Here is a 16,795-nt window from a genome sequence, read left to right on the forward strand (position 1 = left end):
TATTATCCAGGAAAAATGGGGAAAAACAACACTTTTCAGGTTTTTTAGGGAAGAATAAGAGATTATAAGTGTATGAATGTTTGTCTAGAAATCTTGATAAATGGTGCTAGAGGTGGGAGTTTAGTGAGTTTTCCGACAGATACAGTTCCCGCATTAGCTACTATCCCAGAAAAAGCAGAGTTGATTTATGCTGCTAAACAACGTAGTTTAGATAAACCTTTAATTTTGATGGCTGCTAGGCCTGAGGATTTGTGGACTTATGTGCAAGGTAGCGAGATAGAATATCAAATCTGGCAAGAGGTGGTTGATAAATATTGGCCTGGTGGGTTGACTTTAGTATTACCAGCCAGTGACAAAGTTCCTACAGTTATGAATCCTGTTGACCCTACCACCATTGGCATTAGAGTACCAAATAATGCGATCGCTCAAAATATTTTGGCACAAACCGGACCACTAGCTACTACTAGCGCCAATTTATCAGGTCAGCCACCATTAGAAACAGTAGCCGCAATTCAAACCGCCTTTCCAGGGGTGATAACTCTAGAATCGACTACATATCAAGGGCTGAGTGTACCTTCTACCGTTGCTAAATGGACAGGGATGGATTGGCAAATTTTGCGACAAGGTGGCATTAAGTTAGATAATTCAGGCAGATAACTGTACAGGTTAAAAACTGCCGAAATATGAATTTAGATAACTGGCTATATTTGGGAATAGGAACAGGAATAGGATTACTTGGAGGCTGGTTATCAGCGCGGTTATTAACGCCTACAAGCCCAGAAGCCCAGATACAAGATATCCCCCTACTTTTACAAGAACAGGTCAAGCAAAGCCAACTGGCCTACCAAATGGCGCAGGAAATGGGCCAGTTTAAAGCGGGTTTTTTGGCGCGAATCACCCACGAATTGCGATCGCCCCTAAATGGTTTAATAGGGCTACATCAGTTAATTTTGAACGATTTATGTGAAAATCCAGCAGAAGAGAGGGAATTTGTAGAGCAAGCATATGAGCGATCGCTTAAATTGCTAAAAATGATAGATGAAATTCTCAGCGTTTCCCGAACAGAACACGGGACAAATAAATTATCTCTTCAACCCATACAGCTAACCCAAGTTTTACACGAAGTTCATAAATTAACTTATATGTTAGCGGCAAATCGAAATTATCCCTTTACCGTCTCACTTCCCAAAGCAGAAATTTATGTTCTTGCAGATATACACTGGTTCCGCCAAGTATTGGTAAATTTAGTAGATACCACAATCTCTCAAATGGAAGAAGGCAGTATTTGTATTGCCACTAGTATTGTATCTACAAATAATGCTGTTTATATCTGGCTAGATGTCCCCACTCATGCTGTCATATCCAGTGAACCAGTAGACTTGATTGCATCGGAACAGATAACAAATCAAGAAAATACCGATCTATCACCAGGAATGAAATTATTACTTAATCAAAAGTTATTAGCAGTAATGGGAGGAAAGCTAGAGATTTTACCCTCTCCCACCACAGATGCCACCAGATTACAAATCTCTATGCCCCTAGCGATTCCTGAAGTTGAATTTCTCCAACCCCAAGTGAACCCAGATTAGATTGATTATATAAAACCATCGTCATTGTGCTATTAACTTGAAAACCAATCTTTTCATAAAACGCTTGTTGGTTAGTAGTCATCAAGTAAACACGTTCTACATGCATTCGTGGATGGCTTAAAACAGTTTCTACCAACTTAATTCCCAGTCCGTTACCTTGATACTCTGGGTGAATGACAACATCCCAAATCGTAGCGCGATAGATACCATCAGAATTGGCTCTAGCAAAGCCAATCAATCGCTCTCCATCCCAAACAGAAACCACGGGTTCACTATTAGCAATGGCTATGCCTAAATCTTTTATACTACGTCCTTGCGCCCAAAAAGCGGAAATATTAAATAGATTCTGAAGTTCATAAAGATCAACTTCCCCATGGCCTTCCCTAAAATGAATATGAGAATAGTTCATAGACACCAATTGTCGCAGTATCTTCGCTTCTGTTATGCCATATTTTGCTAGAAATTACCTTAACTGTATATATATATGCAACTAAATATTTAAAAATTAAATGTCTGAATCAGGATTTACAGGATTAGAGGATTAACAAGATTTTTTTGTAATTATTCATATCATTAATAGACATCTGGTGAAAAAGAATGTAGAGACGAGAATCCCTACCCATAGAACATCTCTACAAGGGTTCTAGGATACGCATATTTAAATTCGGTCGATGTCTAATAAGTGAAACGACAAATTATCAATATTCATCAGCAACATCCTGCAAATCATTAAATCCTGTAAATCCTGATTCAGACAAAATTTATACATTCTCTAACCACTCATTTTCAACCAACCAAATACTTGAGTAACCGTTAATTGCAAATTTATACCCTCTAACACTGGTAACTGCTGATCACCTCGTAAAAGTTCCGGTTGCTGATGGGGACGAAAAATCAAAATAGAACGGTCATCTGGGTCTATTAACCAACCTAATAAACAACCGTGATTTAAGCAATATAAAATATTATCTATCACTCGAATTGAACTTTGTTCTGGAGAAAGAATTTCAATTGTCCAATCTGGAGGAAGAAAGAAATCATTACAGACTTCTTCATCAGCAGTAAAGGGAATATGTGACCAATTAAAAACCGCTATATCAGGTACTACTGAACGGATACCAAAACTACAACGCAACTCAGGAAAAGCATAAGCTATTTTTTCGCTTTCCGTGATATCATTAATGCTATTACATAGTCTTAACTGTAATCGGCTATGCTTCCCTTTTGGCATTGGCTTGGTAATAATTTCACCATTAATATATTCACTGACAGGTTTTGTTTCTGGTAGTTTGAGAAATTCTTCTAGGGTCAGGGATTGAGTAATTGCCGTTGTCATTGTTCCTGAATCCTACACAAGAGATGTTTTTAGTGTAACAAAAGTGTTGAAAATTTTGTCTAATTTAAACAAAAAAACAACAATCGTCTCATCACACATCCAAAAAAATCCTGACAATCCTGATTCAGACTAAGAATTAATTACAAACCCACTTCCATAAAGGATGACTAGGACCCTGTTGACGTATTCTATAAACCTGCTTTTCTAAACGTTGCTTTTCCGGTTGTGGTAGCCCTAGCAAAATATTTCGACTTTGCCAAACTAAAACAGAAACAGTCATACCAATACAAAAAGCTAAACCTAGAGTAGCTAATGGATGAAAAAAGAGTCCATATCGCACCGCTGACCAGGTAAAGTATTGTTGCCACAAAGAAATTTCTGCACGTAAATCCCACAAACAACCAGGCGCAATCAGGAGCCATGAACAGCCAGTAAATAACCATCTACCATATACTGTTAACTGGTGTAACCTCTGGACTTGGTGGATAAAAGAAGCATCAGAGTTGTCAAAGATTGGGTCATTAATTGGTGGTTCTTCCTGTTGGGCCATAGGACAATAAAATTACAATATATGGGAAAAGCAATTCAACAAGATGCTTTAATCCCATTTTGGACTAATCTCTCACCTAACTATCCTGGGAACTCACAGAAGTATCAATTGCTGAAAGTGGAGATTTTTCTGTGCGTTCTCGCCACCAAGTTAGAAGTGTACTAGCAATAAAAATACTGGAATATGCGCCCATAATAAAGCCGATAATTAGAGCCAAAGAAAAATTATGCAGTGTTTCTCCACCAAATAGGAAAATAGCGGTTAATGTCAACAGCGTTGTTAAAGTAGTGTTGATAGATCTGGTTAAAGTTTGGTTGACAGCATCATCAACAATTTCTGCAATTGGTCTTTCAGGATTAATTTTGAGAGTTTCCCGAATGCGGTCATAAATTACTACCGTATCGTTAACAGAGAAACCTGTAATAGTTAGCAGAGCAACGATGAAGAGACTATCTACTTCTTTACCTGCAACCAAGCCTAAAATTGAGAATGCCCCCACTGTGACTAAGATATCGTGAAATAGGGCAACGATCGCAAACAGTGCATAGTCTAACTGGAAGCGGAAGGTCATGTAGACAGTAATTAGCACGAAGGAAACTACCAGAGCTAAGACTCCAGAAGTAAATAGTTCTCGTCCTAGTGTGGGGCCTACTGAGTCAATTTGATTTTTTTGCGGATCGAAAGTACCAATTTTTTCGCTTAAGGCGTTTTGCAGCTTGGTACGCTGGTCGGTTTCTAAGTTTTTTGTGCGAATGGTAATGCCATTATCTTTACCATCTTCGGAGATTAATTGAATACTGCTATCTCCAAGTCCCTGTTCTTTAGCAACTTCTCGAACGGCGTTGATATCTATTGGCGTGTCACAGTTATTAGGTAGGCTACAGTCCCTGACTAGCTGCAACCTTGTCCCACCAATAAAATCTAAACTGGGACGTAGGGGTGCTTTAATACTTGGTGTTTGCCAAGAAATCACCATTGAGATGATACCACTGAGGATGATAGCAGCGGAAATAGTCCACCAAAGACTCCGCGATTTATTAATACTTAGTTTCATTTAGCAACCTCTGCCTTATTTGCTGCTCCTACATTGGGAGAGTAAAATTCTGTTTTCCGCAAGGAGGGAATGGAAATAGCCAAAAACATCAAGGTGCGACTACAGGTAATTGCGGTAAACATACTCACACCTACCCCTAAAGCCAAGGTTAAGGCAAAACCTTTAACCAACCCGGAACCTAACCAAAATAGGGCAGCACAAGCAATCCAGGTAGTGACATTACTGTCTAAAATGCTGGAAAATGCCCGGTAAAAACCAGACTCTACGGAACGATATAAAGATTTACCCGCTTGCAATTCTTCCCTTGTGCGTTCAAAAATCAATACATTAGCATCTACAGCCATACCGATACTGAGAATAAAGCCGGCAATTCCTGGTAACGTGAGAGTGATACCCAACAAACAAAAGGTAGCCCAGGTCAGGAGGGAGTAAATGACTAGTGAAAAATCAGCAATAACTCCTGGTAGTCTATAGTACAACACCATAAAAATTAATACTAAAATTAGTCCACCGATACCAGCGTAAATGCTGCTTTGAATACTATCTTTACCCAAAGTTGCCCCTACTGTTCGTCTCTCGGCAATTTCTACAGGTACTGGTAACGCGCCACCACGTAATTGCACACCTAAATTGTTGGCTTCTTCAGCTTGAAAGCGACCTGTAATTACGGCAGAACCGCCAGTAATCCCAGTAGCAGCAAATTCTACTCCCACTGAGGGAGAACTAATCAGTTCATTGTCAAGAAAAATACCAATACCGCGTCCTGTTCCGGCCAATGTTTTGGTCAAGTCAGCAAATAGTTCACCACCCTTTTCATCGAAGCGAATAGCAACATTCCAACTGTCACCTTGAGTGGGTTCACCGTAGGCATCCTTGAGGTATTTACCAGTGAGTGGTGGTTTGGTGCTTTCAAATAATTCTGCGATCGCTTGATTATTATTCTGCAACTGTTCCTGATTTTTAGCAATTGCAGCTTGGTCTTTGGCAGTTCTCAACTCTTCCTGCTTGGCTTTTTGTTCTGTTCGTGATACTTGCAGAGCAAATAGTTGAGTTTCTGTATTCGGCTTTTGTATCCTAAATTCTAACTGTGCTGTACCTCCTAGTACCCTTTCGGCTTGCTCTGGGTCATTTACCCCCGGCAGTTGGACTAAGATTTTATCTGTACCCACAGTTTGAATTATTGGTTCGGAAACGCCGAGTCCATTAATCCGACCTTCCACAACTTTCTTCACGGCTTCCAATTCGCGGTCGGTGATTACCTTGATATCTTCTGTTGGTTTCACCTGAATTGTAAGCTGTGAGCCTCCCCGCAAGTCCAGTCCCAGGGGTACGGGAATATTAGCAATCACCGCAACTGCGGCGATTACCAAAACTATAATTAACGCTAATAGCGATCGCTGTCTTTGCATACCATCACTCACAACTGACAAAGGCTATAATAGCGTTCTTTTAGCCAGCTGTGAGTAGAAGTTTTAACAGGAGTCAGGAGTCAGGAGTTCAGGAGTCAGGAGTCAGGAGTTCAGGAGTTAGGGGAATCATCAACTTTTATCTTTTGCCCTATTCTCTCTTCACTGTCACCTGTCACCTGTCACCTAAACTCGCAAAGCTACCATTTTTTGGACTGCTTCCACGATTTGCTCTGGTTGGATAATTGTCAATCGCTCCAAATTACCGTTATATGGTGTGGGAATATCTTGAGAAGAAAGCCTTAATACAGGTGCATCTAATTCATCAAATAACCTGTCATTAATGGAAGCGGTTAATTCTGCACCAATACCCCCAGTTCTCATGCACTCTTCGACGATAATTACACGGTGAGTCTTACGCACGGATGCACCAATAGTATCAAAATCTAAAGGTTTGAGAGATATTAGGTCAATAACTTCTGGATCATATCCTTCTTTTTCAAGAGTTTTTAGGGCTTGCAGGACGTGATACCGCATCCGAGAATAGGTAACAATTGTCACGTCTTTGCCTTGACGTACTACTTCTGCTTTATCCAGTGGTAGTACATATTCTGTTTCTGGCAGATTTTCTTTTAAGTTATAAAGCAAAACGTGTTCAAAAAATAACACTGGGTTATCATCGCGGATTGCTGCTTTGAGCAGTCCTTTGGCGTTATATGGTGTGGAACAGGCCACAATTTTCAACCCTGGAACAGCTTGGAAATAAGCTTCCAGTCGCTGAGAATGTTCTGCACCCAACTGTCTACCCACACCACCAGGGCCACGAATCACCATGGGAATTTTGAAGTTACCACCGGAAGTGTAGCGCAACATCCCGGCGTTGTTAGAGATTTGATTGAAAGCCAAGAGCAAAAAGCCCATGTTCATGCCTTCAATAATAGGTCTTAGCCCCGTCATCGCTGCCCCTACAGCTATCCCAGTAAAGCTATTTTCGGCAATGGGGGTATCTAAAACTCGCAGTTCACCATACTTTTCGTATAGATCTTTGGTAACTTTATAGGAGCCACCGTACTGTCCTACGTCTTCACCCAGAACAAATACGCTAGAATCGCGTGCCATTTCTTCATCAATGGCTTCCCGCAGGGCGTTAAAAAATAGTGTTTCTGCCATTTAGACCTTTATCACAATTTATTGTTTTAGAATTTTATCGCGCCACCGTCCCTAATACCGTCAGCGATCGCACTAGATTGAGGACTGGTGATTGGTGACTAGGAATAGAGGAAGAGGTTATTAACCTGCTATACTCTAGTCTTCTACCACTTCATATCAATCTTCAATTAAAACTGCAAACGTCCGTGCCAACTTTTGAAGAGAATTTATATCCACGGTAGCCAAGCCCTTTTCACCTCGTCGTATTCTATTTTATAGCGATTCCTGTCGGCAAGGGTGCGATCGTACTTCCCAAAAATCACACAAGCACTAGATTATCAGTTTGCTGCACGGACTAACCATTATCATCTTGAGCATTTTTTTCGTTAAATCCCAGCCAAAAGAGCAGCACCTGTTCTAAATCCACCATTTGTTCTGGTGTTATATTTCCCAATTTGCGTAAAAGCTTTGCATGAGGAATTGTGATGATATTCTGCACATCAAATACTCCTTCCCGAAGAAAATTAGTTTTGACTTGTACCTCAAATCTTGAACCGCGCGAACTTGTTGTGTGTGGAACAAGAGTCGCTAATGCACGATCTTGATCTAATGCAGGAATACTAATTACTAAACATGGTCTGACTTTCGCCACATAACCTAAATCTACTAGCCAAACTTCTCCCCGTTTAGGACTACTCATACTCCGCTTCTTCTTCATCTAAATCAAGAAAAAGTCCCTCTGCATTCATGACTAAATCTTCATCAGATAAGGGTGAAAAATCTAAATCAACTGTCCGCTTTAAAATCTCTAATACCAAATCTAACCGTTCTGAGTCTGTCAAGCGGTCGAATGTATTCAGAAGTTCTTGTACTAAAGCAGTCATAGCCTTTTTCCTATATATGGAAATATCATAACATGAGCTTGATATGGCTCTCCCAAAAATCACATTACAAGCGATCGCACTCCCAAAATCACAAATTCTACATTTGGTTAAGTAAAGATAATTGGCACTCTAAAACATATCTAACGGGTTTACGAAGCTTTGAAATCTTACCTAGTTTTACTGCTCTTTCTAACCAAGTACGCATTAAAGTTAAAGGAATATTTAAACGTTTAGCTAACTCTTTATCCGTACATTCTGTATTCAACAACTCCTCAATATGAGGTAACACTATATGGAAAGCATCGTATTTGTTAAAATCATTCTTAATTTCAATAATGCTATTTGCAGTATCATTTTTGTTACCAACTATCTCATATTTATCCTCACTCAGTAAAACTACTTCTGGAGTTAGTTGACTAGCTACTTCGTTCTCAACTTCAACTGAAACTTCTACGTTGCTATCTAGATAACATTCGCCATCTGTTGATACTGGATTTATTTCTCGCTCATAAAGTAGAAAGTTTGGAATTGATAGAGGTCTTACAATTGTTTGGGAAGTAATTTCTCCGGTTTTGACCTGTTCTCTTAATTGCATTAGTAATCGACCGAGAACATTTATTCCAATAAGGATTTCTTCATCTACTGGTTTAGCTCCCCAAAAATCATCTTTTCTCGAGTCTTCAACAATTGGTTGATTTTCTGTCTCAAGTAAGAGACTACTAAATTTTTCCCAATTCTGAATGAGCTTTACCTGTAAGCACCAGCGCATAATTTTTGTCCGAACTAAATCCCAGTCAACACGGGAATTATCACGATAAGGCTTACTCCTCATTTTTGCTGTCATGGGACTTCGTTCAGCAATTATTAAACGCTGTACGTCAGGTATATGAGGAAAACGACAGGCTTGATACAATGCTTCAGAAGTAAGAATCCTAACACCGTTGACAAATAATGGGTATCCTCCTGCCATGTTGGATAATCCACCAAATCTTTCAGCTGTTTTGCGAAAAGTAATACAATCTTGCCTATTATATGTTCTTGATTCAGGAAGCTTTAATGCTGCTACCATTTTAAATTTCTCCTATTCAGGGATTGGAGTAATGTTCATTAACTATTCTAGGAAACAGGGGATACCACGCATTTAGTGGATAAGCTTTATTAGGATCACCCCACCATAATGCCAACGGGCAGTTATTAGCAATATTACGATATGTTACAAAAATTGCGCCAAATCCCAGTGACTTAAGATAGTCATACCCTAATGGTCGCATACTTGAATTCAGATTTTTTGGCAATGAGACAATGTACGCACCAGCTTTTAGAAACGCAGACTCAATAACTTCACGATCAGTAGGTGAAGAAAATATGTTGTCTTCACTTGGTACATTATTAGGACGAAATAAAGATGGTAGTGATTTGCCTGTTTTCTTGCGATCTTCATTTACTTCTTGAACAAATTTATTCACTAATTCATCCTTAGTACCTTCAGAAGATTCCTTTGTCCAAAAGCAGTCAAACTTTGATGATTTCCAACGATCATTATGAAATTCATGTAGTCGCCAAAATTTTACTGTAATATTCTTTACTTTACCTTTTTCTTCAATTATTTTTTTTGAATATTCATATCCACTAGTATAAAATCCAAAAAATATTAAATGTAATGTTGTTCCTTCAATAGCATTAGGCAACCAGGACTCAATATCACGCCTTACTGTATTTCCAGAATATAAGCAATCGTCTAAATAAATATATATGACTGGTAATTTGCCGCAATCTTCAAGATTAAGACCATACAAATTCTGTAAACATTGATCAGTGAGATTTAGTAGATCATTTTGACTATTTCCTTTAGTTTGAATTTGTAAAAAATGAACCTTGCGTATTATATCAGCATGCTTAGATCCAAAAAGTTTTTCAGAAGTCAAAACCTTGGTAATGAAATCTTGAGCTATACTATGAGAAATGTAGTAATTCTTGAGAATACGATCCATTTGCTCAAGAATAGCCTGCTGAGTATTTTCATCAAAGCCAAATTGATCAAACTGCCTCACCCATTTGTCTACGTGGTTTGGATCAATAACAGCAATTTCACCTTGTCTATAATCGGCAATTGTCGTTGCTATAGAATTAAGAAGAATTTGACGCTGGTTGGACATAATATAGAAGTTTTGAGTTTACAACTTTACTATTAATTTAAGATAAATGGGTGGATAATACCCAGTTAATTACTATTAACCTGGCACTACAGGTTCTTTCGTCAAAAACTTCTTCAACTCAGTCAAAGCATCAGCATCAAGCTTTATCTAAATCAAACAAAAATCAGCAGTTTGGGAAATCTCCTCAAACTGCCAAAAAATATAATACCCTAAACTGCCTCATTACTCAATCTTTGCAACAATTCCTCACGGGATAAATTACCCAAAGAAAGAAGTAACTGAGTGCGTTCAGAAATAGGAATATTAGCAATCTTTTCCACCAAACCAGATAACTCAGCATCCAAACTACCAAAACGCCCTTCCAGAAGAGAAGTTATCAAATAAACTTGTCCTTCTTGCTTCCAGTCTTCTATTTGTTGTAAATAAGCCGGTGATAAGTTCATAATTACTTCCTCTTCTTCCCTACTTAAATTATCTCTCAATTCTAAATTCTTGCGCCAGTCCGCTAAAATTTCTAACAAATTCTCTCGAAAAGGGTTGTTCTCTGGTAGTTTAGTTAACTCCTCCACTGCTCTTTTTTGTGTTCCTCCTTTCCCCAAAACTCTCAACCATAACGTATCCTCCTTTTCTGGTAATTGATGAATCACAACTATTGCTGTTGTCAGGATATTCGGCAGAAAATAAACACCTTGAACCCAATCTTCTGTAATCTCAGTTGCACCTAATCCGGTAATCATCCGAGATGAAAAAGTTGGTATTAAAATCCATAAAATCGGTAATTCTGATTCTGCAATATTTCTGTTTTCGCGTTTCGCTTTCCTGACTACATCGCCATGAACAGCATATAATTTAAGTAAACAACTACGAAATTCTATTTCCGATGGTGGGTTGCGAAAAGGCTCAAATAAACATTGAGTTTTTGCCATCTTACCTAATAAACCTAAAGGTAGATTCTCTTGAGGTGGAATAGGAGAGGGTTCAAACCAAACATCAATTTCTTGAACTTCACTTTTAACCTTTTCGCTTTTTTTAATTGTTCCTAGAGGTGTTAATAATTCCTCTAGATATTCTTTAGCGAATTGATCATGAGATTGTCGAGTCACTTGATTATATCAAAAATTACATTAAACATAAAAAATATTATATAATAATTATGTTACTACCGAAAGCATAGCTTGGAAAGTAGTTTACACCCAAAAATTAAACTAATTTACAAAAATCAGCAGCAATTCAAAAATTAGATTATAATTGTCACATAGAAAGACTAAACATGGTGAAAATATGAATATGATAGAAGAAATAATCATCAAAGTACCATCAAATATTGCCGCAGCTTATCGCCGCAGCACCAAGGAAGAACAGGAACAAATTCAGCTAAAGTTAGCATTAATTATGGAGTCAAATTTATTAAAAAATAGCAAAGAAGCACTTCAGAAACTTAGAAACACAATGGATAAAGCTAGTCAAGAAGCTCAAGCTAATGGTTTAACTCCTGAAATTTTAGAATCTATTTTGCAAGATGATAAATAAACGCCGATTTGTATTTGATACAAATGTTTTTGTAAGTGCATTTTTATTTAGTCAAAGTAAACCACATCAAGCATTAGAGAAAGCTCAAGACATAGGTATTATCTTGTTAAGTGCTGCTGTTTTTTCAGAGTTACAAGAAGTTCTATCAAGACCCAAATTCGACCGTTATATTACCTTAGAAAGACGGAGGGAATTAATAGATAATTTAGTAGAAACTATCGAGTTTATTAATGTTACTGAACAAATTAATGAATGAATGTCGAGATCCTAAAGATAATAAATACCTAGAATTAGCTGTTAGTGGCAAAGCTCAATGTATTATTACGGGTGATGAAGATTTGCTGATTCTTCACCCATTTAAACAGATTGATATTTTATCGGTTCAGAAATTTTTGGATGAAATTTAATTTGTTCACTTATAGATTTTTATAGTTTAATATTGATGTCCTCAGATCCCCGATTTCTTAAAGAAGCCGGGGATCTTGTTGTTTAATACTTAAACCTGCGCTACAGGTTCTTTTGCCAAAAATTTCTCCAACTCAGTCAAAGCATCAGCATCAACCTTAGTCTGCATTGGACAGAACTTAGGCCCACACATCGAACAAAACTCAGCCGTTTTATAGATATCTGCTGGTAAAGTTTCGTCGTGATATTCCTTCGCTCTTTCTGGGTCTAAAGACAACTCAAATTGACGATTCCAATCGAAATTATAACGAGCTTTAGAAAGTTCATCATCTCTATCTCTAGCACCTGGACGATGTCTAGCAATATCCGCCGCATGAGCCGCAATTTTATAAGCAATTAAGCCATTACGCACATCTTCAGCATTAGGTAAACCTAAATGTTCTTTAGGAGTTACATAACACAACATCGCCGTTCCATACCAACCCGCCATAGCTGCGCCAATCGCTGAGGTAATATGGTCGTAACCAGGAGCAATATCTGTTACCAAAGGACCGAGAACATAGAAAGGTGCTTCCGAACACTCTTCCATTTGCTTGCGGACGTTGAACTCAATTTGATCCATAGGAACATGGCCGGGACCTTCCACCATGACTTGAACATCATGTTCCCACGCTTTACGGGTGAGATTTCCCAGGGTTTTCAGTTCCGCTAATTGCGCTTCATCTGAGGCATCATGGGTACATCCTGGGCGCAGGGAGTCGCCTAAACTGAAAGAAACATCATATCTTTTAAAAATCTCAATGATGTCGTTGAAATGGGTATATAGGGGGTTTTGTTTGTGGTGATGCAACATCCACCGCGCCAAAATTCCGCCACCGCGAGAGACAATACCTGTAATCCGGTTTCTGACTAAAGGTAAATGTTCTATCAAAATTCCTGCATGGATAGTTTGATAGTCTACCCCTTGCTGGGCGTGCTTTTCGATGATGTGGAGAAAATCGTTAGCAGTGAGATTTTCAATTGTGCCGTGAACGCTTTCTAAAGCTTGATAAACTGGAACTGTGCCAATGGGAACAGGTGAAGCGTTGATAATTGCGGTACGAATTTCATCTAAATTACCGCCACCTGTAGACAAGTCCATCACGGTATCAGCGCCGTATTTTACCGCCAGGTTGAGTTTATCAACTTCTTCTTGCAGGTTGGAAGAGTTGGGAGAAGCGCCGATATTGGCGTTAACTTTGCACTTAGAAGCGATACCGATGGCCATCGGTTCTAAGTTAGTGTGATTAATATTCGCAGGGATAATCATTCTTCCCCGTGCCACTTCTGCGCGGATTAGTTCAGCCGGCAGGTTTTCCCGCTTGGCTACGTATTGCATTTCTTCGGTGATCACACCCTGACGGGCGTAATGCATTTGCGATACGTTAGCTTGTCCACGTCGCTTGGCTACCCATTCTGTACGCATTATGAAATTCCTCAAATAAACAGCTTCCCTCCGCTGGTATTACCCAGACTCAGGTGTTAAGGGTTTGATCTCAGCTTGGTTTCTCAAGCACCCCTAGCATGGTCTAGATTGTAGCATTTTCGTTGTGGTTGGCGGAGGGGCGTTTAATCTGTAGTTTCGGAATTTAGATAAATATTTTTTTCACGCAAAGACGCAAAGGCGCAAAGAAGATGTATTATTTACTAAACTATGGCAAGAACATTAGCCAAATTAGTTGGTTCGCAATAGTTTCTAATTAAGGATTTGGCATTTTCTCGTTTTTCGCCTGTGAATAAATTCAATATTACGTCTTCATTTTGTGAGTAAAGATGTAATAATCCAAAGTCTTTAATTCTTGAATAAAGTAGGGGAACTCCTGCTAATTTTAGTAAATGTAATTTTTTATGATCACGTTCTCGTGCGTCATGAGAATCATGATAGGTAGATTGAAATTCTACAACTAAACAAGGTTTATAGTCGAATGGCACTAAGAAAAGACAGATAAATTGTCTTTAATTAGTGTCCTTCGGAGTAATTTCCGAGGTTTTTGCATAAAGGGATAAGCTTTAGGACGGCGTTTTTGAACTCTGGGTTCAATGCGATTAGGTCGAAAGGGTAAGGACTGATGAACCAGCAGTTTTAGTAAAGTCAAATAATAGTGACGAAGGTATTTGGATTGTACCAAATAAAAATGTAGGAATAAAGTTAATAAACATCTGCCGAGAGCGTTGTAGAGAAAGAGATAGAGGATTAACTCCATAAAGATTTCCAGCATTCCACATCAAACTTCGCAATAGGTTGTATGCTAACAAAAATACATAGATTTCTTTGCGAATCATTGCTGGAGATTTACATCTCAAAATATCCATATTTAGAGTGGTTTTAAGATGCCTTAAATCCAACTCAACTTGCCAGCGTAAACCATAGAGTTCCGCCAGTTTTTCTAGAGAATATGTATTTGTATCTAATAAAGTCGTAATTAGCGTCACATTTTCTGTGCGAAAACCAGGGATATTTATCGAATATGTCACTTCTCTGACAACTAAACTTTTTGGTAAACTCCTGTAGTCTTCTAGACTCATTCCCGCAGGTCTAGTTTTCGGTTTGTACCAAATTACTTGTCTGTCTGATGCATTGGTAATCTCTCCTTCCACCGGGTGACTTTTACGCTTTTGATTCTTCCGACAAACTACATCGCATCCTTGATTTTTTAAACAAAAGATATCCCCATAAGCGCAAAAGGCTCTATCTCCTAACAGCACATCTCCTGGATTCAAAAATTTATATAAATTTCTTCCTAGTTTGATATCGTGTACATTTAATTTATCTATTACTACTTCCCATGCTGCACCTGTAGCCAGTGAAAATAACACGCATATTTTCGCTACCGGAAAACCGCACCCCTGTTTCTGGCTTTTCTGCTGTGGATACTCTTCCTGCAAACTTTTTGTATCTGGCATTGACACAGTGGAACCATCAATTATTTTCACTGACCTACCACACCACAACTGTTGCTGCGATACTTTTTCCTCTAACCCCATTCCTATTTTAGAAAATAATTTTGACAATAATTTCTCTGGTAATCTTTCTCTGGCTTGACAATATGCACTTGTATTTGTTGATGGCAATTCTGCTCCTGTCGTACTCAACCATGCTATTACTCTACTCACTATATTTTGGCAACTTTTATCTACATCCAGCACTTGCGATAAAAATGCCCATATCCTTACTACTGGTGAAAATATTCTTTGGTGATATTTTAGATTTAATTCTTGAATACTCTCATTAATTACCGATTCCGGTAGTAATTCTGCAAAGGGTAATCCCACACTTTGACTAAATTTTTCCTTGAGAATTTTCACTCGATTTGGCATACTGTAGCTAATCTTTTTGTTGTCTCTTATGGTCTGGTTTAGTTTCTCAGACTCTAAGAGACGTTTTCTACAGTATTTTTTTAGTATCTCTTTTTACCTATCTCTTCAATATACTGAATAGCACTTCTCTATTTGATTCTTTCAAATCTATTGCTAGAGCGTGATTCGAGATTTTTGATCTCTTTTCTTAGTGCCATTCGGTTTATAGTCTTTGTTTGTGATGAGAGCGTCTACGCTGGAGCTAAAGAAGAAGTTTCTGAGCTTACTATCAAGGCTGCTACCTAATTCACAAAATTGGCATAAGCTTACCTGTGTATGAATTTTATAATTATCATCTAAACAGGTTTGCAGAAACTCTAGCATTCTTTCTTCGTAAGGGTTAACGAGTCTTTTAGGTTTTACAGACATTAGTTTTTCTTCATTATAATTTTTGCACAATGGTTAGCGGAAGTTTGGTATTTTGGAGGAATAAATAAGCATCAAATAATATTCGTTCTAAATTCCTTTTAATATCAACAACTAAAAAATAGCAAAATAATTAATTGAAGGCAATATTAAATTAAATCGTGCCAGTGACAGAAATCAATAAAAAACCACGTAATTTCGTTGTTTTTATAAAAACCATGTAAAAACTACCAACGCCTGAAAGCAATTAGGAATAAGGGATTGAAACAAATCCATAAGAATAAATTGTGCCGAAAGAATGACTTTACGCGAAAAATCTATGGATTAAACTATTGACTTTTGTAAAAAAATATGAAATGTGTTACGAGAATACCAATATCCTGAAAACAAGCAAGGATTATGTGATGAATACGAACCACAGAGGCACAGAGGACACAGAGGTAAGAGATTTGGGGCAGGATATGAATGAGCTTACGGGGGAGGTTATTGGGGCTGCAATTGAGGTACACCGGGTTTTGGGTCCTGGTTTTTTGGAGGAAGTGTATAAGGAGGCACTGGTTGTTGAATTTATGATTCGGGGTATACATCATGAAATTGAAAAATCAATAAGTTTGACATATAAAGGACATGATGTAGGTAGAGGTAGATTGGATTTTTTAGTTGCAGACTTTTTAGTTGTGGAATTAAAAGCTGTACAAAACCTAGCACCCATTCATGAAGCTCAACTTTTGTCCTACCTTAAAATCACTAACCTTTCTTTAGGTCTTCTCATCAACTTTAACGTTCCCCTTCTCAAAGACGGCATCAAACGCATCATCCTTTAACTCTTCCCTCTGTGTCCTCCGTGCCTCTGTGGTTTGTTCATCGGGGTTAACATTCTAGATAAATATTATTGTACTGGAGTGCGATATCGCTCTTTTTAATTACGAATTACGAATTACGAATTACGAATTACGAATTACGAATTACGAATT

At 38.2% G+C, this 16,795-nt stretch carries 21 protein-coding genes and 1 riboswitch; of the genes, 6 read left to right on the forward strand and 15 right to left on the reverse strand.

The window, feature by feature from the left end; genetic code table 11:
- The first annotated feature begins 72 nt into the window (after positions 1-72).
- Both ACOWPH_RS01045 and ACOWPH_RS01050 read left to right on the forward strand, forming a co-directional pair.
- Complete coding sequence (locus ACOWPH_RS01045; RefSeq protein ID WP_015213574.1) at positions 73-657, forward strand: L-threonylcarbamoyladenylate synthase; 585 nt, start codon at positions 73-75, stop codon at positions 655-657.
- A gap of 26 nt (positions 658-683) precedes the next feature.
- Positions 684-1,589 (forward strand): sensor histidine kinase, encoded by a 906-nt coding sequence (locus ACOWPH_RS01050; RefSeq protein ID WP_015213575.1) that lies wholly within the window; start codon positions 684-686, stop codon positions 1,587-1,589.
- Here the strand turns inward: ACOWPH_RS01050 and ACOWPH_RS01055 are convergent.
- The 11 genes from ACOWPH_RS01055 to ACOWPH_RS01105 all read right to left on the reverse strand — a co-directional run bounded on the left by ACOWPH_RS01055 (position 1,531) and on the right by ACOWPH_RS01105 (position 11,227).
- Positions 1,531-1,998 (reverse strand): GNAT family N-acetyltransferase, encoded by a 468-nt coding sequence (locus ACOWPH_RS01055; RefSeq protein ID WP_015213576.1) that lies wholly within the window; start codon positions 1,996-1,998, stop codon positions 1,531-1,533. The two genes, ACOWPH_RS01050 and ACOWPH_RS01055, sit on opposite strands and share 59 nt — an antisense overlap.
- A gap of 363 nt (positions 1,999-2,361) precedes the next feature.
- Complete coding sequence (locus ACOWPH_RS01060) at positions 2,362-2,925, reverse strand: Uma2 family endonuclease (RefSeq protein WP_015213577.1); 564 nt, start codon at positions 2,923-2,925, stop codon at positions 2,362-2,364.
- 136 nt (positions 2,926-3,061) lie between these two features.
- The gene (locus tag ACOWPH_RS01065) at positions 3,062-3,475 is read right to left on the reverse strand and encodes a hypothetical protein (RefSeq protein WP_015213578.1); all 414 of its coding nucleotides are present in this window, start codon (positions 3,473-3,475) and stop codon (positions 3,062-3,064) included.
- Between the two features lie 76 nt (positions 3,476-3,551).
- Positions 3,552-4,529 carry a protein translocase subunit SecF gene (gene secF, locus ACOWPH_RS01070; RefSeq protein WP_015213579.1) on the reverse strand — a complete coding sequence of 326 codons (978 nt, stop codon included), beginning with the start codon at positions 4,527-4,529 and terminating at the stop codon, positions 3,552-3,554.
- Positions 4,526-5,938 carry a protein translocase subunit SecD gene (gene secD, locus ACOWPH_RS01075; protein WP_015213580.1) on the reverse strand — a complete coding sequence of 471 codons (1,413 nt, stop codon included), beginning with the start codon at positions 5,936-5,938 and terminating at the stop codon, positions 4,526-4,528. Before secD ends, secF begins: the two co-directional genes overlap by 4 nt.
- Before the next feature lie 183 nt (positions 5,939-6,121).
- Positions 6,122-7,105, reverse strand: coding sequence for an alpha-ketoacid dehydrogenase subunit beta (locus tag ACOWPH_RS01080; RefSeq protein ID WP_015213581.1), 984 nt, complete (start codon positions 7,103-7,105; stop codon positions 6,122-6,124).
- Between the two features lie 334 nt (positions 7,106-7,439).
- The gene (locus ACOWPH_RS01085; RefSeq protein WP_015213582.1) at positions 7,440-7,784 is read right to left on the reverse strand and encodes a type II toxin-antitoxin system PemK/MazF family toxin; all 345 of its coding nucleotides are present in this window, start codon (positions 7,782-7,784) and stop codon (positions 7,440-7,442) included.
- The gene (locus ACOWPH_RS01090) at positions 7,777-7,968 is read right to left on the reverse strand and encodes a hypothetical protein (RefSeq protein ID WP_015213583.1); all 192 of its coding nucleotides are present in this window, start codon (positions 7,966-7,968) and stop codon (positions 7,777-7,779) included. Before ACOWPH_RS01090 ends, ACOWPH_RS01085 begins: the two co-directional genes overlap by 8 nt.
- Before the next feature lie 97 nt (positions 7,969-8,065).
- Positions 8,066-9,037 carry an NADAR family protein gene (locus tag ACOWPH_RS01095; RefSeq protein WP_015213584.1) on the reverse strand — a complete coding sequence of 324 codons (972 nt, stop codon included), beginning with the start codon at positions 9,035-9,037 and terminating at the stop codon, positions 8,066-8,068.
- 16 nt (positions 9,038-9,053) lie between these two features.
- Positions 9,054-10,124 (reverse strand): phosphoribosyltransferase-like protein, encoded by a 1,071-nt coding sequence (locus tag ACOWPH_RS01100; RefSeq protein WP_015213585.1) that lies wholly within the window; start codon positions 10,122-10,124, stop codon positions 9,054-9,056.
- A gap of 209 nt (positions 10,125-10,333) precedes the next feature.
- Positions 10,334-11,227, reverse strand: a complete 894-nt coding sequence (locus ACOWPH_RS01105; protein ID WP_015213586.1) for a hypothetical protein — start codon at positions 11,225-11,227, stop codon at positions 10,334-10,336.
- Between the two features lie 178 nt (positions 11,228-11,405).
- Between ACOWPH_RS01105 and ACOWPH_RS01110 the strand changes: the two genes are divergently transcribed.
- From ACOWPH_RS01110 to ACOWPH_RS01120, 3 genes are read left to right on the forward strand one after another with little or no spacing between them, the layout of a single operon-like run.
- Entirely contained in the window at positions 11,406-11,654 is a 249-nt protein-coding gene (locus ACOWPH_RS01110) for a hypothetical protein (protein ID WP_015213587.1), read from the forward strand.
- The gene (locus ACOWPH_RS01115; RefSeq protein WP_242043121.1) at positions 11,644-11,910 is read left to right on the forward strand and encodes a putative toxin-antitoxin system toxin component, PIN family; all 267 of its coding nucleotides are present in this window, start codon (positions 11,644-11,646) and stop codon (positions 11,908-11,910) included. Before ACOWPH_RS01110 ends, ACOWPH_RS01115 begins: the two co-directional genes overlap by 11 nt.
- Positions 11,903-12,061 carry a putative toxin-antitoxin system toxin component, PIN family gene (locus ACOWPH_RS01120; RefSeq protein ID WP_242043120.1) on the forward strand — a complete coding sequence of 53 codons (159 nt, stop codon included), beginning with the start codon at positions 11,903-11,905 and terminating at the stop codon, positions 12,059-12,061. Before ACOWPH_RS01115 ends, ACOWPH_RS01120 begins: the two co-directional genes overlap by 8 nt.
- Positions 12,062-12,150: 89 nt before the next feature.
- Here the strand turns inward: ACOWPH_RS01120 and thiC are convergent, their stop codons facing one another.
- The 4 genes from thiC to ACOWPH_RS01140 all read right to left on the reverse strand — a co-directional run bounded on the left by thiC (position 12,151) and on the right by ACOWPH_RS01140 (position 15,824).
- Positions 12,151-13,524, reverse strand: coding sequence for a phosphomethylpyrimidine synthase (gene thiC, locus ACOWPH_RS01125; protein WP_015213588.1), 1,374 nt, complete (start codon positions 13,522-13,524; stop codon positions 12,151-12,153).
- An 8-nt stretch (positions 13,525-13,532) separates the two neighbouring features.
- A riboswitch (TPP riboswitch) is annotated at positions 13,533-13,629 on the reverse strand.
- Between the two features lie 116 nt (positions 13,630-13,745).
- A complete protein-coding gene (locus tag ACOWPH_RS01130; RefSeq protein WP_244887740.1) occupies positions 13,746-14,030 on the reverse strand; it encodes a DUF2726 domain-containing protein in 285 nt (94 codons plus the stop codon).
- Positions 14,031-14,144: 114 nt separating this feature from the next.
- Complete coding sequence (locus ACOWPH_RS01135; protein WP_422665659.1) at positions 14,145-15,416, reverse strand: IS4 family transposase; 1,272 nt, start codon at positions 15,414-15,416, stop codon at positions 14,145-14,147.
- A gap of 153 nt (positions 15,417-15,569) precedes the next feature.
- Positions 15,570-15,824: a DUF2726 domain-containing protein gene (locus ACOWPH_RS01140; RefSeq protein WP_390845807.1), complete on the reverse strand. Its 255-nt coding sequence runs from the start codon at positions 15,822-15,824 to the stop codon at positions 15,570-15,572.
- 401 nt (positions 15,825-16,225) lie between these two features.
- Here ACOWPH_RS01140 and ACOWPH_RS01145 point away from each other — a divergent pair, with 401 nt between their 5' ends.
- Positions 16,226-16,645 (forward strand): GxxExxY protein, encoded by a 420-nt coding sequence (locus tag ACOWPH_RS01145; protein ID WP_015213589.1) that lies wholly within the window; start codon positions 16,226-16,228, stop codon positions 16,643-16,645.
- Positions 16,646-16,795 lie beyond the last annotated feature (150 nt).

It is taken from the genome of Anabaena sp. PCC 7938 (genome assembly GCF_049315035.1).
In the GTDB taxonomy this organism is placed as follows: Bacteria; Cyanobacteriota; Cyanobacteriia; order Cyanobacteriales; family Nostocaceae; genus Anabaena; species Anabaena cylindrica.

What these genes read in the sequence shown, in the direction of transcription:
- ACOWPH_RS01095 (WP_015213584.1), bottom strand. Translation starts at nt 9,037, where the DNA reads ATGGTAGCAGCATTAAAGCTTCCTGAATCAAGAACATATAATAGGCAA.
- ACOWPH_RS01080 (WP_015213581.1), bottom strand. Translation starts at nt 7,105, where the DNA reads ATGGCAGAAACACTATTTTTTAACGCCCTGCGGGAAGCCATTGATGAA.
- ACOWPH_RS01115 (WP_242043121.1), top strand. Translation starts at nt 11,644, where the DNA reads ATGATAAATAAACGCCGATTTGTATTTGATACAAATGTTTTTGTAAGT.
- ACOWPH_RS01085 (WP_015213582.1), bottom strand. Translation starts at nt 7,784, where the DNA reads ATGAGTAGTCCTAAACGGGGAGAAGTTTGGCTAGTAGATTTAGGTTAT.
- ACOWPH_RS01120 (WP_242043120.1), top strand. Translation starts at nt 11,903, where the DNA reads ATGAATGAATGTCGAGATCCTAAAGATAATAAATACCTAGAATTAGCT.
- ACOWPH_RS01045 (WP_015213574.1), top strand. Translation starts at nt 73, where the DNA reads ATGAATGTTTGTCTAGAAATCTTGATAAATGGTGCTAGAGGTGGGAGT.
- ACOWPH_RS01060 (WP_015213577.1), bottom strand. Translation starts at nt 2,925, where the DNA reads ATGACAACGGCAATTACTCAATCCCTGACCCTAGAAGAATTTCTCAAA.
- thiC (WP_015213588.1), bottom strand. Translation starts at nt 13,524, where the DNA reads ATGCGTACAGAATGGGTAGCCAAGCGACGTGGACAAGCTAACGTATCG.
- secD (WP_015213580.1), bottom strand. Translation starts at nt 5,938, where the DNA reads ATGCAAAGACAGCGATCGCTATTAGCGTTAATTATAGTTTTGGTAATC.
- ACOWPH_RS01140 (WP_390845807.1), bottom strand. Translation starts at nt 15,824, where the DNA reads ATGTCTGTAAAACCTAAAAGACTCGTTAACCCTTACGAAGAAAGAATG.
- ACOWPH_RS01050 (WP_015213575.1), top strand. Translation starts at nt 684, where the DNA reads ATGAATTTAGATAACTGGCTATATTTGGGAATAGGAACAGGAATAGGA.
- ACOWPH_RS01145 (WP_015213589.1), top strand. Translation starts at nt 16,226, where the DNA reads ATGAATACGAACCACAGAGGCACAGAGGACACAGAGGTAAGAGATTTG.
- ACOWPH_RS01100 (WP_015213585.1), bottom strand. Translation starts at nt 10,124, where the DNA reads ATGTCCAACCAGCGTCAAATTCTTCTTAATTCTATAGCAACGACAATT.
- ACOWPH_RS01055 (WP_015213576.1), bottom strand. Translation starts at nt 1,998, where the DNA reads ATGAACTATTCTCATATTCATTTTAGGGAAGGCCATGGGGAAGTTGAT.
- ACOWPH_RS01135 (WP_422665659.1), bottom strand. Translation starts at nt 15,416, where the DNA reads ATGCCAAATCGAGTGAAAATTCTCAAGGAAAAATTTAGTCAAAGTGTG.
- ACOWPH_RS01110 (WP_015213587.1), top strand. Translation starts at nt 11,406, where the DNA reads ATGAATATGATAGAAGAAATAATCATCAAAGTACCATCAAATATTGCC.
- ACOWPH_RS01090 (WP_015213583.1), bottom strand. Translation starts at nt 7,968, where the DNA reads ATGACTGCTTTAGTACAAGAACTTCTGAATACATTCGACCGCTTGACA.
- secF (WP_015213579.1), bottom strand. Translation starts at nt 4,529, where the DNA reads ATGAAACTAAGTATTAATAAATCGCGGAGTCTTTGGTGGACTATTTCC.
- ACOWPH_RS01065 (WP_015213578.1), bottom strand. Translation starts at nt 3,475, where the DNA reads ATGGCCCAACAGGAAGAACCACCAATTAATGACCCAATCTTTGACAAC.